This is a genomic window from Streptomyces sp. NBC_01450, assembly GCF_036227505.1.
Lineage (GTDB): Bacteria > Actinomycetota > Actinomycetes > Streptomycetales > Streptomycetaceae > Streptomyces.
In genome coordinates this window covers 9,197,295-9,212,042 of record NZ_CP109480.1, presented here as the reverse complement: position 1 = coordinate 9,212,042, position 14,748 = coordinate 9,197,295, and the positions used below count along the sequence as shown (strand labels likewise).

Genomic DNA, 14,748 nt, shown 5'->3' with positions numbered 1-14,748 from the left:
AGGGGAGGCGGACGACCGAAGGGAATCCCATGCCCACCACCGTGATCAACCTCAAGGGTCACATCCACGAGTTCGGCCCCCGGCTCGAACACGCCCCGGGGGACCTCGTCTACATCGGCCGCCGCTGGACCATGGGCCACTGGGACCTCCCGCAGCACCCGCTCTACAACCCGTTCGCCTACGACACTCCCACCAAGAAGCGCGACGGAACCCGCGCCGAGATCATGGACAAGTACCGGGCGTATCTCCTCGAGCGCCCCGACCTCCTCGCCCAGGTGCCCGCGCTGCGCGGCAAGACGCTGGCCTGCTGGTGCGTACCCGAGCTGTGCCACGGCGAGATCCTCGCGGAGCTGGCCGACGCCTCGTAGCCCGACCGACGCCTCGTAGCCCCGCCGAGGGCTTCGGGGCGTCACCCCCACGGGTGTCCCCGGTGGCGTCGCAACGCCGGTGCCTGCTTGCTGGACCGAGAGGGGGACGGAGGCTTCGGGAGGAGAGCCGGCGCCGATGGAGCCGAAGGAAGAGCGGTTGCGGACACCGCGCGCCGCCGGATTGGCGGGGACGGTGTTCGCCCTCCTGCTGGCGGCGGCGATCGTGCTGGTGCGGATCGCCATCCCCACGGGGAACGCCGCCGACGAGACCGTCGCGCCGAACGAACAGTGGGCGGTGCGTACGGCTTTGGAGATCCTCCCGTTCACGGGGATCTTCTTCCTGTGGTTCATGGGCGCCCTGCGCGCACGGGTCGGCGATGCCGAGGACAGATTCGTCGCCACCGTCTTCCTGGGCAGCGGACTGGTCTTCGTGGCCACCATGTTCGGGGCCGGCGCCGCGGCGGGCAGCGTACTGAGCCAACCCTCCGCTTTCGGCCGCCACTTCGCCTACACGCTGATGACGACGTACGCGCTCCGCATGGCCGCCGTGTTCGTCTTCACGGCCTCGACCATCGGTCACCGGCTCGGCGCCCTCCCCCGTCCGCTCGCCCTGTTCGGCTATCTCGTGGGCCTCGTCCTGCTCGTCGCGGGATCCTCGCTGCCCTGGTCGGAACTGGTCTTCCCGGCCTGGGCACTCGTCGTCAGCCTCCACCTCCTGCGCGTCGGCCTGCGTGCTCCGGCGAGCGGCTGAGCACCCTCTCCCGCATGCTGATGGCAGGGGGACGAGAACGGGCCACGGAAAGGCTGATCCTCGGTGAGGCTTGTCGTCGATCTCAACCGCTGCCAGGGATACGCGCAGTGCGCGTTCCTGGCTCCCGATGTGTTCGCCATGCACGGGGACGAGTCCCTGCTCTACAACCCCGAGGCCGGGGAGGACCGGCGCGAGGACATGGCGCGAGCCGTGGCCGCGTGTCCCGTCCAGGCCATCACGGTGGACGCGGACTCCCTGGACGGGAACCCCGGAACCGACCGGGAGGCGAACGGTGAGCGGTGACGGATCGCTGGACCGGCTCAAGCGTGAGGGCCGCATCGTCGTCGTCGGCGCCTCACTGGCGGGTCTGCGGGCCGCGGAGACCTTGCGGGAGAAGGGGTTCGCCGGTTCCCTCACGATGATCGGGGACGAGCCCTACGAGCCGTACGACCGACCGCCGTTGTCCAAGCAGGTCCTGCTGGGCAGGGCGACGGCGGACCGCACCGGCCTCCCCCGGCACCGCGCCATCGACGCGCGGTGGCGTCTCGGGGTTCCGGCCACCGGCCTCGACATGGCGGCCCGGCGGGTACGGCTGGCCGACGGCGACGAGGTGGAGTACGACCGGCTGCTCATCGCCACCGGTGTACGGGCCCGGCCCTGGCCCCAGGAGGAGGAGGCTGAGCTCGACGGGGTGTTCGTGCTGCGGACCCGCGACGACGCCGACGCGCTGGAGCGCTCGCTCGCGCAGGGCCCCCGCCGTGTGCTCGTCATCGGCGCCGGGTTCACCGGCTCAGAGATCGCCTCCGCCTGCCGGGAACGCGGGATCGCGGTGACCGTGGCCGAGCGGGGCGGCGCGCCGCTGGTCGGAGCGCTCGGCGGAGTCGTCGGCGAGGTCGCCGCGCAACTGCACCGCAAACACGGCGTCGACCTGCGCTGCGGCGTCATGGTGACCGGCCTGGAGGGCGACTCCGCGGGGCACGTCCGCGCCGCGCATTTCTCCGACGGGAACACCATCGAGGCCGACGTGGTGGTCGTCTCCCTCGGTGCCCAGCGCAACACCGAATGGCTCGCCGGGTCCGGACTCGGCGCGGGTCCCCGGGGGATCGCCTGTGACGCCGGCTGCCGGGCCTTCGACATCCGGGGCATCGTCACCGACGACATCTATGTGGCCGGAGACGTCGCACGGTCCCCGCACCCGCTGTTCGGCTACCAGTTCCTGTCTCTGGAGCACTGGGGCAACGCCGTCTCCCAGGCCGAGACCGCCGCGCACAACATGCTGAGCGACAGTGCGGACCGCCGTCCCCACATCTGGGTGCCCGCCTTCTGGTCCTCCCAGTTCGGCGTGAACATCAAGTCCGTCGGCGTGCCGTCGATGGGGACCGAGATCCTCATCGCCCAGGGCTCCCGCGGCGAGCACAGGTTCACCGGCGTCTACGGGTACCAGGACCGCGTCATCGGCGCCGTCACCTTCGACCAGACGAAGTGGCTGCAGTTCTACCAGCAGCTCATCGAGACCACGGCGCCGTTCCCGCCGGCCTCCCCCACCGTGGACCGCCGCCCCGAGGGGCAGCAGCCGATGCCCGCGGACTTCCCCGACCCGTCCGTGCCCACCCACGGCCCGACCGTCACCCTCAGCGGATACGCGCCGGACGACCGGCGGCTGACGTTCACCCCCGCTCGGCACTGATCCGACGTTCCCTAGGACGCACTCATGACCGAAGCCATCCTGCGGCAGATCATCGACTACGCCCACCGTGCCGATCCGTATCCGCTGTACGCGGAGCTGCGCAAGACGCCGGTGTACCACGACGCGGACGGGCCGTTCGTCGTCAGCAAGTACTACGACATCCAGAGCCTGCTCCACGATCCGCGCATCAGCTCCGACGCCCGCAATCTGAAGACGCCGGTCGCCGGCGGCCCACTGGCCGCCGAGGCGGACGAGGAGACGGCCCTTCCGCCGAGCTTCCTGCGGCTCGACCCGCCGGAGCACGACCGGCTGCGGCGCATGACGAACCGGCCGTTCGGGCCGCCGCACTCCCCGCGGCGTGTCCACGAGATGCACGGCGAGCTGAAGGACATCGTCTCCGGGCTCATCGACGGCATCGACAACCCGAACCAGATCGATCTGGTCGACCAGTTCTCCTATCCCTTCCCCGTGACCGTGATCTGCCGGCTGCTGGGGGTGCCGCGCGAGGACGAGGCGCGCTTCCACTCCTGGGCGGACACGATCGCCGCCAGCCTGGACCCCGTCCCGGGCGCCGACGCCGACGAGCGCGCCAAGGTCTCCCACAACGCCCGCACCGAGCTGGGCATGTATCTGGCCGGGCTCATCGAGGAACGCCGCAAGAAGCCCGGTGACGACATGCTGTCCCAGCTGTCCACGGCGGGAGGGCCGGACGGTGTCATGACGACGATGGAGGTCCTGAGCACCGCGGCACTCCTGCTGATCGCCGGCCATGAGACGACGGTCAACCTCATCACCAACGGCATGCTGACCCTGCTGCGCAACCCCGACGTGCTGGAGCGGCTGCGCAAGGACCCGAACCTGGCCGTCCCCATCGTCGAGGAGCTGCTGCGGTTCGAGCCGCCGGTGCAGCTGGTGCCGCAGCGCACCACGGTCGCCGACATCGAGGTCCGCGGGGTCACCATTCCCAAGGGCGCGTCGCTGTGGCTGGTGCTGGCGGCGGGGAACCGCGACCCCGACCGCTTCGAGGATCCGGACCGGTTCAACCCGGACCGCGGGGACATCCAGCACCTCGGCTTCGGCAGCGGCATCCACAGCTGCTTCGGGGCTCCGCTGGCCCGCCTGGAGGCACAGCTCGCGCTGAGCGAGCTGGCCCGCAGACTGGAGAACCCCCGGCTGTTGGAGGACCCGCCGCCCTACCGGCAGAACGCGGTCCTGCGCGGACCACGCCATCTGTCGATCGCCTGCGACGGCGTCCTCCCCTAGGGCAAGCCCTGGGCCTCCGGCCCAGGCCACCACCGCTGACCTGGGCTCCGGAGCGTACGGACGTTCCGGAGTCCCTCCGGACGGCGGGTAAACTCCGTCCACGTGACTGCCGCGCCTGCAAAGCCCCGTATCCCCAACGTCCTCGCCGGACGCTACGCCTCCGCCGAGCTCGCCACGCTCTGGTCCCCCGAGCAGAAGGTGAAGCTGGAGCGCCAGCTGTGGCTCGCCGTGCTGCGGGCGCAGAAGGACCTCGGGATCGAGGTCCCGGACGCCGCCCTCGCCGACTACGAGCGCGTCCTCGACCAGGTCGACCTGGCCTCGATCGCCGAGCGCGAGAAGGTCACGCGGCACGACGTGAAGGCGCGGATCGAGGAGTTCAACGACCTCGCCGGGCACGAGCACGTGCACAAGGGCATGACGTCCCGGGACCTCACCGAGAACGTCGAGCAGCTGCAGATCCGGCTCTCGCTGGAGCTGATGCGCGACCGTACGGTGGCTGTCCTGGCGCGGCTCGGCAAGCTGGCGGGCGAGTACGCCGAGCTGGTCATGGCCGGCCGCTCGCACAACGTGGCCGCCCAGGCCACCACCCTCGGCAAGCGCTTCGCGACCGCCGCCGACGAGCTGCTCGTGGCGTACGGCCGCGTCGAGGAGCTGCTCGGCCGCTACCCGCTGCGCGGCATCAAGGGCCCGGTCGGCACCGCGCAGGACATGCTCGACCTGCTGGGCGGGGACGCGGCGAAGCTCGCCGAGCTGGAGCAGCGGATCGCCGGGCACCTCGGCTTCTCGCAGGCCTTCACCTCCGTCGGCCAGGTCTACCCGCGCTCGCTGGACTACGAGGTCGTGACCGCGCTGGTGCAGCTGGCGGCCGCGCCGTCCTCGACGGCCAAGACGATCCGGCTGATGGCCGGGCACGAGCTGGTGACCGAGGGCTTCAAGCCCGGCCAGGTCGGCTCCTCGGCGATGCCGCACAAGATGAACACCCGCTCCTGCGAGCGTGTCAACGGCCTCATGGTCATCCTGCGCGGCTACGCCTCGATGACGGGCGAGCTGGCGGGCGACCAGTGGAACGAGGGCGACGTGTCCTGCTCGGTGGTCCGCCGGGTCGCGCTGCCCGACGCGTTCTTCGCGCTGGACGGCCTGCTGGAGACCTTCCTCACCGTCCTCGACGAGTTCGGCGCCTTCCCGGCCGTCGTCGCGCGCGAGCTGGACCGCTACCTGCCGTTCCTCGCGACGACCAAGGTCCTGATGGGCGCGGTGCGCGCGGGTGTCGGCCGTGAGGTCGCGCACGAGGCGATCAAGGAGAACGCCGTCGCCTCCGCGCTCGCCATGCGCGAGCAGGGCGCCGAGCGCAACGAACTCCTCGACAAGCTCGCCGCCGACGAGCGCATCCCGCTCGACCGTGCGCGCCTCGACGAACTGATGGCCGACAAGCTGTCCTTCACCGGTGCCGCGGCCGAGCAGGTCGCCGCCGTCGTCGCCCGGGTCGAGGAGATCGTGAAGCAGCACCCGGAGGCCGCGGGCTACACGCCGGGGGCGATCCTCTGACCCGCTTCACCCAGGCGGAGCTGGAGGCCGCCCGCGACCGTCTCGTACCGGACGTCGTCACGGACGGCCTCGGTGTGCTGTTCTGCGGTATCAACCCCGGTCTGATGACGGCGGCGACGGGCCACCACTTCGCCCGGCCCGGCAACCGCTTCTGGCCGGTGCTGCATCTGTCCGGGTTCACGCCGAGGCTCATGAGACCGTCGGAGCAGCGGGAGTTGCTGTCGTACGGGCTCGGCATCACGAATGTGGTGGCGCGGGCGACGGCACGGGCCGATGAGCTGAGTGCGGAGGAGTACCGCGAGGGCGGGCGGCTGCTGGCGTCGAGGATGACGGGGTGGAGGCCGCGGTGGCTGGCCGTGCTCGGGGTGACCGCCTACCGGGCCGCGTTCGACGATCGCAAGGCCCAAGTGGGGCCGCAGGAGCGGACGTTCGGCGACACGCGCGTGTGGGTGCTGCCCAACCCGAGCGGGCTGAACGCGCACTGGACGGCGCAGACGATGGCGGAGGAGTTCGGGCGGCTGCGGGAGGCCGCGCGGGGCTAGCGGGTCACGGTGGGGCGATCTCCGTGACGGTGGCCAGGAGTTGGAACGGGAGTTCCTTGTCCCACTGGGATACGCCAAGGGCTATCCACCGGGCCGTCTCGGGCGGCCTCCACAGCTGTACGTTCGGCACGTGCGAGCTCAGGGAGGCCCAGGGCTCCGGTATGTCCTCGCCGTCCTGCGCACGTTCGAACGTGCTCTTCAGGCTGATGACATCGGGCGCTCCCCAGCGCCCGGTCAGCCGCTCACCGAGTCCGTCCCGGTCGCATTCGTACTGCGCCTCGGTCTCCTCCCGATCCGTCCCGTCGTCCTCCCAGAAGTCGCCGCTCGTCTGTAACTCGGCGATGTGATACCCGGGTCCCCCCGTGCCCACGTCCGTCCTGCCGTGCTCCGCGGGGAAGTCCCGGGCGCACAGCAGGTCGATCGTGGCCAGCCAGTGCGTGATGTCCATGGCTCCAGTAAACCGGCCGCCACTGACAACTGGCGGGGCGCCGGCGCCTGCCTGAGGTCAGGCGTCCCGGCGCCGCACGCTCCACGCCCCCGCCGCGAGCGCGGCCGCCGTCCACAGCCCGGTCACCGCGAGCCCGGTCCAGGGGCCCAGGGCGCCGTCCCAGGTCTCGTGGAGAACGACCTGACCGGCCCGGTCGGGGAGGAGGTCCGCGATGTTGTTCGACATGTCGCCGACCACGAAGGACACGATCAGCAGGAACGGTACGAGGATGCTCAGCGTCGCCACTCCGCTGCGCAGCAACGCCGTCAGTCCGGCCGCGAACAGCGCCATCAGCGTGAGATAGACGGCGCAGCCGACCACGCCACGCGTCTCCTCGGCCAGGCTCAGGCCGTCGGCCTTGGTGCCCAGCACCGCGTTGCCCACCGCCAGCGTGACGAGGCCGGTGATCAGGCCGACGGTCAGCACGGGCACGGCGATCGCGGTCGCCTTGGCCGCGAACCAGCGCCCCCGGTGGGGCACCGCGGCCAGCGACAGCCGTAGCGCTCCGCCCTGGAACTCGGACGACACGGCGGTCGTGCCGAACGCGATCGCCGCGATCTGCCCGAAGCTGACGCCGAAGAAGGCCGAGAAGAGCGGGTCGAAGTCGTCACCGCCGGAGTCGGACGAGGCCAGCGCGGAGAAGAGTGCCGTCACCGCGAGGATCGTGGCGAGCGCCGCGAGCAGTGACCGCAGGGTGCGGATCTTGATCCACTCGGAGTGGAACACGGGCGTGAATGCCATGGGTCAGGCCTCCTGGCGCTGTGCGGTGAACTCGGTCTCGGTGGCCGTCAGATCGAGGTAGGCCTGCTCCAACGTGCCCTCGGCGGACGCCAGTTCGAGGATCGGGACACCGGCGGCGGACAGCAGGGTCCCGATGTCGTCCACGCGTGTGTGCGGCACGGTCCAGGCCCCGTCCTCGTCCTCGTCCTGCACGGCGTCATGTCCGTGCCGGGCGAGCGCGTCCTTGAGGGCCCCGGCGTCCGTCGTGCGGATGCGTACGTGGGGTTGCACGCGCGCGTCGATGAAGTCCCGCATGGGGGTGTCGGCCAGGAGTCGTCCCCGCCCGAGGACCACAAGGTGGTCGGCGAAGGAGGCGGTCTCGTTCATCAGGTGGCTGGAGACCAGGACCGTGCGGCCTTCCGCCGCCAGCCGGCGCAGCAACTCGCGGATCCAGACGATGCCTTCGGGGTCGAGGCCGTTCGACGGCTCGTCCAGCAGGACCACCTCGGGGTCGCCGAGCAGGGCACCGGCGATGCCCAGCCGCTGGCGCATGCCGAGGGAGTACGTCTTCACCCGGCGCCGCCCGGCCGACGCGAGTCCCGTCTCCTCCAGCACCGCGTCGACCCGGCCGACCGGAATGCGATTGCTCGCCGCCAGGGCCCGCAGATGGTCCCGGCCGGTGCGGGAGCCGTGCGCGGCCTGCGCGTCGAGCAGGGCGCCCACCTGGCGCAGCGGGTCGGTAAGGGTGGCGTAGGCGCGGCCGCCGATCGTCGCGGTTCCGGAGGTGGGCCGGTCGAGGCCGAGGACGAGGCGCATGGTGGTGGACTTTCCGGCGCCGTTGGGGCCGAGGAAGCCGGTGACCTTGCCAGGCCGGACGCTGAAGGTGAGGTGGTCCACGGCCCGGCGGGTGCCGTACTCCTTGGTGAGGTCTCGTACGTCGATGCTGGTCATGACCGACAGCCTGGCCGTTCAGGGGGATCGGCTCCTCCCCCGACGGTGGAGATCGTCTCCCCCGCCCGGGGGACGCCGATGGTCGGTGCCGGCTGTCACGATGTCGCAATGGCCCGCTTCCTGCGCCCGCTGTTGCGGGGGACGACGTATACGCGTCTGCTGCACCTTTGGGTGCCGATGCTGATCGTCAGTGTGTGGATGTTCATCGACGCGTCGAAGCCGTATGTGCCCGCGCTGCTGCTGATCCCTGTCGCCCTGATCCCGGCGGTGCGGATGGGCGAGGGTGTGCAGGCGCGGCTGCTGTTGACACCGGGCAGGCAGGACACGGGGATCTCCGTGGCACCGTCGACGACTTGGCGGGACCGGGGTCGCACGATGCTGTGGCTGGAGGCGCGGATGGCTCTGGGGTGGGTGGCGGGGCCCATCACCGTATGGGGGCCGATCCTGTCCGTCACGCTCGTCGGGCTGGCCGTCGGACGAGTGCCGGACGGTATCCCTGTCCTCAGCAGCGCTCGACCGCACTGGGGATACGCCGTCCTGGCACCGCTTCCCCTGGTCGCGATGTACGGCGTGGTGGTCGGCCTCGGCGAGTTGGCCACACTGCTGGCCCGGCAGTTGCTCGGCCCCTCGCGTGCGGAGCGGCTCGCCGCGCTGGAGGAGCGCACCGAGCAACTGTTGGAACGCAATCGCATCGCCCGTGAGCTGCACGACTCCATCGGGCACGCGCTGACGGTGGCGGTGGTGCAGGCGGGCGCGGCCCGGGCGGCGGGCGACCCGGAGTTCACCGAACGCGCGCTGGGCGCCATCGAGGAGACCGGCCGGGCCGCGCTGGAGGACCTGGAGCGCGTGCTGGGCGTGCTGCGTGAGGCGGAGCGGCCGGTGAGCGGTCGGCCGACGCTGGCGGACGCCGACCGGCTGCTGGAGTCCGCGCGGGCCTCCGGTGCGAAGGTCGGCGCGGAGGTGACCGGGCCGTTGGACACGGTGCCGGGGCCGGTCTCCCGGGAGGGGTACCGGATTCTGCAGGAGGCGCTGACCAATGTGCTGCGGCACGCGGGATCCGTCCCCGTCCGGGTCCGTATCCGGGTGGCCGACGGCACCCTCGATCTGGAGGTGCGCAATCCGCTGACCGCGGCGATATCCGGCCCGGGCCGGGGCAGTGGTCTGCGGGGCATACGTGAGCGCGCGGCGCTGCTCGGGGGCCGGGCACGGACCGGGCCGGACGAGGGTGACTGGCAGGTGCACGCGGAGCTGCCGACGCGCTGATCCAGTGCCGTGGCAGGCAACGTCTGCCCATCAAGGAGCGGCGTCGGGCGAACGTTGCCTGTCGCGGCACTAGGCTGGCCGGATGCCGGTCACCGTTCTCCTGGTCGATGACGAACCCCTCGTACGCGCGGGTCTGCGGGCCGTGTTGGAGGCGCAGCCGGACATCGCGGTGGTCGGGGAGGCCGCCGACGGGGCGGCGGTGATCCCGCTGGTGCGGCAGTTGCGGCCCGACGTGGTCGCCATGGACGTACGGATGCCCCTGCTGGACGGAATCGAGGCCACGCGCGCGGTGCTGCGGACGGTCGACGACCCGCCGAAGATCCTGGTCATCACGACCTTCGAGAACGACGAGTACGTGTACGAGGCGCTGCGAGCCGGTGCCGACGGGTTCCTGCTGAAGCGGGCGCGGCCGACCGAGATCGTGCACGCGGTGCGGCTGGTGGCCGAGGGCGAGTCGCTGCTGTTCCCGGCCTCCGTGCGGCAGTTGGCCGTGGAGTACGGCGACGACGGCGGGAACCGGGCGGCGCGCGCGGTGATGGAGCGGGCCCAGTTGACCGAGCGTGAGGCCGAGGTGCTGCGGCTGATGGCCCGGGGACTGTCGAACGCGGAGATCGCGGGGCGGCTGATCGTCGGGACCGAGACGGTCAAGTCGCACGTCAGCGCCGTACTGGCGAAGCTGGGCGCCCGGGACCGCACGCAGGCGGTCATCGCGGCGTACGAGTCGGGGTTCGTGGCTCCGGGCTGAGACGGCGGTCCGCCAGTGGCCGAGGCGACCGGTCGGTAGCAAAGGAGGTCCCCGGCTCTCGCCGGGGCGCGCCGCTCCGAGTACGATCCGGCCAACACGCGCGCGAGCTGGGAGGACGGACGTTGGGGCGGTTGACCGGCGGGGACCCCTCTCTGCTGCGAAGGATCAATTCCGCTGTCGTGCTGCACGCGCTGCGTGCCACGGACTGCGCGACGCTGACCGAGATCACCCGGGTGACCGGGTTGTCCCGGCCCACGGTCGAAGGTGTCGTGGAAGGGCTGATCGAGGCGGGGCTCGTGGTCGAGCAGGCCGCCGAGGAGGGCGCCGCGCGGCGCCAGGGCCGTCCCGCGCGGCGGTTTCGGTTCCGGGCCGAGGCGGGCCATCTGCTGGGCCTGGAGATCGGCCCCCATCGTGTCGCCGGGCTCCTCGCCGATCTGGACGGCCGGGTGCTGGGCGCCATGTCCAAGGACGTGGACGAGGCCGCGTCGGCGGACGAGCGGCTGGAACGGCTGCGTACGGCGGTCGCCGACCTGCTGCGCCGCGCGGGTGTCGCCCGCAGCTCCCTGCGGGCGGTCGGTGTGGGCAGCCCGGGGATCGTCGAGGCGGACGGCACCGTACGCCTGGGCACGGCGCTGCCGGAGTGGACGGGGCTGCGCCTCGGCGACCGACTGAACCGTTCCTTCAAATGCCCGGTGCTCGTGGAGAACGACGCCAACGCGGCGGCGGTCGCCGAGCACTGGAAGGGGTCGGCGACGGAGTCGGACGACATGGTGTTCGTGCTGGCCGGGCTGAGTCCGGGGGCCGGTTCGCTGATCGGCGGGCGGCTGCACCGGGGCTACGGGGGCGCCGCCGGGGAGATCGGGGCGCTGCATCTGCTGGGCCGTGGAGCCACCCCCGAGACGCTGCTGTCGACCACGGACGAACCCCTGCACCCGCTCGACGAGCAGGCCGTCGCCGAGGTCTTCGCGCTGGCCAAGGGCGGTGACCAGCGGGCCCGCGCGGCGGTCGACCGTTTCATCCAGCGGCTGGTGCACGACGTGGCGGCCCTCGTCCTCGCCCTCGACCCGGAACTGGTCGTCGTCGGCGGCTGGGCGGCCGGTCTGGACGGCGTACTGGAACCGCTGCGGCGCGAGCTGGCGCGCTACTGCCTGCGCCCGCCCAAGGTGGCGCTCTCCCTGCTGGGCGAGGCGGCCGTCGCGACGGGCGCCCTGCGGCTGGCTCTCGATCATGTCGAGGAGCAGCTGTTCGCGGTGGAGGGGACCGTGACCGCACGCCGCTGACCAGCGATCTCACGGGAACAAAAAAGCGTCACGCCCCGGAGTGTTCCGGGGCGTGACGGTCGAGACCTGCGCCGCGGCTCAGGAGGCCCGGCGCTCAGGGTCGTGGTGGATCTCCACGCCGCCGGAGTCGCCGAAGGTCAGCCGGCAGGTGTCGGCGCGGTAGGTCGCCACGGAGACCGCGGCGGTACGCCCCTCGGCGAAGTAACGGGTCGTGACGACGAGGACGGGCGCCCCGGGCAGCCGGTCGAGCTCCTTGGCGTCGTCCGCGCGGGCCGAGCCGAGCTCCACGGCACGGTTCTGGCCCTCCAGGTCGAGGTGCTGCAGTTCGCGCAGCACGGCACGGGCGAGCGTGGCCCCCGACGGGGCGTCGATCGCGGGGAGGCCGGGCACCGAGGACGCGGGGATGTAGAGCAGTTCGGCGGCGACCGGCTGGCCGTGCGTCACACGGGAGCGGCGGATGATGTGCACCTGGTCGTCGGAGTCCGTCTCCAGGGCGTCGGCCACCGCGGCGGGCGGAACCGCCACCGCGCAGTCCGTGGGCCGCCAGGCGTCGTCGGCCGCGCCCGGCCACACGTGCTGCTCGGTTCCGACGGCCACGCCCACGCGCGGCGGGGCGACGGTCGTGCCCACCCCGCGGCGGCGCTGCAGTCGCCCCTCGAGCTCCAGCTGCTCCAGCGCCTGGCGCAGTGTGGCCCGGGCGACGCCGAACCTGGCCGCGAGATCGCGTTCGTTGGGCAGGATCTCGCCCACGGAGAACTCAGAGTCCAATGCCTCAGTGAGCACCGTCTTGAGATGCCAGTACTTCGGCTCCGGCACCGTTTCCAGCTGCGTGGTCCCCACCCTGTCCTCCGCAATCGCCGTGGCCCGGCGGCGTTTTAGCGCCCTTGTTTATTAAAGGTTCTTGCACTATCTCTGCGACCATAGGCCCGCCCCCACCCTTGGTCAAGACCAATCCTCGATCCCTTACGGATTGCACAGACGCCGTGCCGCACAGCGTTCACAGGGCGTTCGCAGGGGGCGACGTTCGTGACACAACGCCGAAAGCCCCCGTCCAGATGGCGGGGGCTTTCGATGGTGCGGTGGGGCACCGCGGCGGCTAACGCTTACCCAGGGACACCAGCTTCTCGGGGTTGCGCATGATGTAAACGCACTGGATTCGGCCGTCCACGACATCCAGCTGCACGGCGCTGTCGGGCTTGCCGCCGGAGAGGACGAGGAGCGCGGCGCCGCCGTTGAGCTCCAGGGGGCGGTACGACGGGTCGGGAACGCCCTTCTGGGCGACGGCGTACATGAAGCGGCCCACCTTGTCGGCGGTTTCGATGACCCGCAGCGGCGCCTTCGACAGTCCGCCGCTGTCGCCGATCAGGCGGACGTCCGGGGCCAGCAGGGACATGAGCCCCTCCAGGTCGCCCTCGGCCGCCGCGGCGAGGAACCGCTCGGTCAGGTCGCGGCGTTCGGCCGGATCGACCTCGTAGCGCGGCCGTCGTTCCTCGACGTGTCTGCGTGCCCGTCCGGCGAGTTGGCGCACGGCGGGCTCCCCCCGGTCGAGGACGGCGGCGATGTCCGCGTACGGGTACCCGAACGCCTCTCTGAGGACGAACACCGCGCGCTCCAGGGGTGACAGGGACTCCAGGACGACGAGGACGGCGAGCGAGACGGAGTCGGCGAGCACGGCCCGTTCGGCGGTGTCGGGGGCGGTGTCCCCGAAGTCGGTGGCGTACGGCTCGGGAAGCCACGGTCCGACGTACGCCTCGTTGCGCGACTTCACCTGGCGCAGCCGGTCGACGGCGAGCCGGGTGGCGATGCGCACCAGGTAGCCGCGTGGCTCGCGCACCTCGGACCGGTCGGCGCCGGACCAGCGCAGCCAGGCCTCCTGGACGACGTCCTCGGCGTCGGCCACCCGCCCCAGCATGCGGTAGGCGACGCCCATCAGGACGGGGCGGTGCTCTTCGAAGACCTCGGTCGCGGTGTCGATGGCCACGGCTCCATCCCATCCCGACACGTTCCGCCGTGTCCAGGCGGCACCGGTGCCTTTCGGAGCACAAAAACCAGCGGCCGGCGGGCGGGTGGCCGGCTGTCGTCCGTCGAGTCGGGCAGCGTGGGCGAGCAGTTCCAGGTGACGGCGACCGGGGGCTACCCGTCGGTAGCGGTTGCTGACAAGCTGTCTACGAAGACGGTTCGTCAGCGTGTCACCAGACGAGGAGCAGCATCATGTCCGCCACGGTCTCCTTCAGCCTTCCCTCCGCGCACGGTCCGCGGACCGTGACCATGTCCTACGCGCGCGTGGGCACCGGAGAACCGCTGCTCCTGCTGCACGGCATCGGCCACCACCGGCAGGCCTGGGACCCGGTCGTGCACATCCTGGCCGCCGAGCGGGAGGTGATAGCCGTCGACCTGCCGGGGTTCGGCGAGTCCCCGGCGCTGCCCGGCGGGCTGACGCACGACCTCGGGACGGTGGTGCCCGTGCTCGGCGCGCTGTGCGAGGCGCTGGAGATCGAGCGTCCGCACGTGGCGGGCAACTCCCTGGGCGGCCTGCTGGCCCTGGAGTTGGGGCGCGAGAAGCTCGTACGCTCCGTCACCGCGCTCTCGCCCGCCGGGTTCTGGTCGCCGGTCGAGCGGCGCTACGCCTTCGGTGTGCTGCTCGCGATGCGGCAGGGCGCGCGGCGCCTGCCGCTCCCGGTGATCGAACGGCTCTCCCGCTCGGCGGCCGGGCGGGCCGCCCTGACCAGCACCATCTACGCCCGGCCCGGCCGCCGTTCACCCGAGGCCGTCGTCGCGGAGACCCTCGCGCTGGCCCACGCCGAGGGTTTCGCCGACACCCTCCGGGCCGGCACCACCGTCCAGTTCACGGACGACATCCCGGGGCTGCCCGTCACCGTGGCCTGGGGCACCCGGGACCGGCTGCTGGTGCGCCGCCAGGGGATCCGGGCCAAGCACATCATTCCCCGGGCCCGCCTGGTGCGGCTGCCCGGCTGCGGCCACGTCCCGATGAACGACGACCCCGCGCTCGTCGCCCGCGTCATCCTCGACGGCAGCCGCTGAGCGACGCCGGGTTAGGGCCTGTCCGGCGGATCAAGTCGGAGGGAAGCGACGGTTCTATAAGTACCGGTGGGCGGGGCTTGGTGCGTGCAGCTGCAAGGGCGTCG

At 71.8% G+C, this 14,748-nt stretch carries 16 protein-coding genes; 11 read left to right on the top strand and 5 right to left on the bottom strand.

What is annotated here, in order from left to right:
• Positions 1-29 precede the first annotated feature (29 nt).
• From OG568_RS40995 to mug, 7 genes are all read left to right on the top strand, one after another.
• Positions 30-368 (top strand): DUF4326 domain-containing protein, encoded by a 339-nt coding sequence (locus OG568_RS40995; RefSeq protein ID WP_329535165.1) that lies wholly within the window; start codon positions 30-32, stop codon positions 366-368.
• Positions 369-504: 136 nt separating this feature from the next.
• Positions 505-1,119: a hypothetical protein gene (locus tag OG568_RS40990; RefSeq protein WP_266580750.1), complete on the top strand. Its 615-nt coding sequence runs from the start codon at positions 505-507 to the stop codon at positions 1,117-1,119.
• A 63-nt stretch (positions 1,120-1,182) separates the two neighbouring features.
• Positions 1,183-1,422, top strand: a complete 240-nt coding sequence (locus OG568_RS40985) for a ferredoxin (RefSeq protein ID WP_329535164.1) — start codon at positions 1,183-1,185, stop codon at positions 1,420-1,422.
• The gene (locus tag OG568_RS40980) at positions 1,412-2,806 is read left to right on the top strand and encodes an NAD(P)/FAD-dependent oxidoreductase (protein WP_329535163.1); all 1,395 of its coding nucleotides are present in this window, start codon (positions 1,412-1,414) and stop codon (positions 2,804-2,806) included. Before OG568_RS40985 ends, OG568_RS40980 begins: the two co-directional genes overlap by 11 nt.
• A 24-nt stretch (positions 2,807-2,830) precedes the next feature.
• Positions 2,831-4,069, top strand: a complete 1,239-nt coding sequence (locus OG568_RS40975) for a cytochrome P450 (RefSeq protein ID WP_329535162.1) — start codon at positions 2,831-2,833, stop codon at positions 4,067-4,069.
• Between the two features lie 102 nt (positions 4,070-4,171).
• The gene (gene purB, locus OG568_RS40970; protein WP_266622821.1) at positions 4,172-5,614 is read left to right on the top strand and encodes an adenylosuccinate lyase; all 1,443 of its coding nucleotides are present in this window, start codon (positions 4,172-4,174) and stop codon (positions 5,612-5,614) included.
• Positions 5,611-6,156, top strand: coding sequence for a G/U mismatch-specific DNA glycosylase (gene mug, locus OG568_RS40965; protein ID WP_329536586.1), 546 nt, complete (start codon positions 5,611-5,613; stop codon positions 6,154-6,156). Before purB ends, mug begins: the two co-directional genes overlap by 4 nt.
• Before the next feature lie 4 nt (positions 6,157-6,160).
• On the opposite strand, the gene OG568_RS40960 is transcribed toward mug, so the two are convergent.
• From OG568_RS40960 to OG568_RS40950, 3 genes are read right to left on the bottom strand one after another with little or no spacing between them, the layout of a single operon-like run.
• Positions 6,161-6,604: a hypothetical protein gene (locus OG568_RS40960; RefSeq protein ID WP_329535161.1), complete on the bottom strand. Its 444-nt coding sequence runs from the start codon at positions 6,602-6,604 to the stop codon at positions 6,161-6,163.
• 57 nt (positions 6,605-6,661) lie between these two features.
• Complete coding sequence (locus OG568_RS40955; RefSeq protein WP_329535160.1) at positions 6,662-7,384, bottom strand: ABC transporter permease; 723 nt, start codon at positions 7,382-7,384, stop codon at positions 6,662-6,664.
• Between the two features lie 3 nt (positions 7,385-7,387).
• Positions 7,388-8,314 (bottom strand): ATP-binding cassette domain-containing protein, encoded by a 927-nt coding sequence (locus OG568_RS40950; protein WP_329535159.1) that lies wholly within the window; start codon positions 8,312-8,314, stop codon positions 7,388-7,390.
• A gap of 108 nt (positions 8,315-8,422) precedes the next feature.
• Here OG568_RS40950 and OG568_RS40945 point away from each other — a divergent pair, with 108 nt between their 5' ends.
• The 3 genes from OG568_RS40945 to OG568_RS40935 all read left to right on the top strand — a co-directional run bounded on the left by OG568_RS40945 (position 8,423) and on the right by OG568_RS40935 (position 11,602).
• The gene (locus tag OG568_RS40945; RefSeq protein WP_329535158.1) at positions 8,423-9,577 is read left to right on the top strand and encodes a sensor histidine kinase; all 1,155 of its coding nucleotides are present in this window, start codon (positions 8,423-8,425) and stop codon (positions 9,575-9,577) included.
• An 82-nt stretch (positions 9,578-9,659) separates the two neighbouring features.
• Entirely contained in the window at positions 9,660-10,322 is a 663-nt protein-coding gene (locus OG568_RS40940; protein WP_329535157.1) for a response regulator transcription factor, read from the top strand.
• A gap of 122 nt (positions 10,323-10,444) precedes the next feature.
• Positions 10,445-11,602 carry an ROK family transcriptional regulator gene (locus OG568_RS40935; RefSeq protein WP_329370771.1) on the top strand — a complete coding sequence of 386 codons (1,158 nt, stop codon included), beginning with the start codon at positions 10,445-10,447 and terminating at the stop codon, positions 11,600-11,602.
• 78 nt (positions 11,603-11,680) lie between these two features.
• On the opposite strand, the gene OG568_RS40930 is transcribed toward OG568_RS40935, so the two are convergent.
• The gene (locus tag OG568_RS40930) at positions 11,681-12,442 is read right to left on the bottom strand and encodes a GntR family transcriptional regulator (RefSeq protein WP_329535156.1); all 762 of its coding nucleotides are present in this window, start codon (positions 12,440-12,442) and stop codon (positions 11,681-11,683) included.
• Positions 12,443-12,698: 256 nt separating this feature from the next.
• Positions 12,699-13,583, bottom strand: coding sequence for an RNA polymerase sigma-70 factor (locus OG568_RS40925; protein WP_329535155.1), 885 nt, complete (start codon positions 13,581-13,583; stop codon positions 12,699-12,701).
• Between the two features lie 230 nt (positions 13,584-13,813).
• Here OG568_RS40925 and OG568_RS40920 point away from each other — a divergent pair, with 230 nt between their 5' ends.
• Entirely contained in the window at positions 13,814-14,644 is an 831-nt protein-coding gene (locus tag OG568_RS40920) for an alpha/beta fold hydrolase (RefSeq protein WP_266684839.1), read from the top strand.
• The last annotated feature ends 104 nt before the right edge of the window (positions 14,645-14,748 follow it).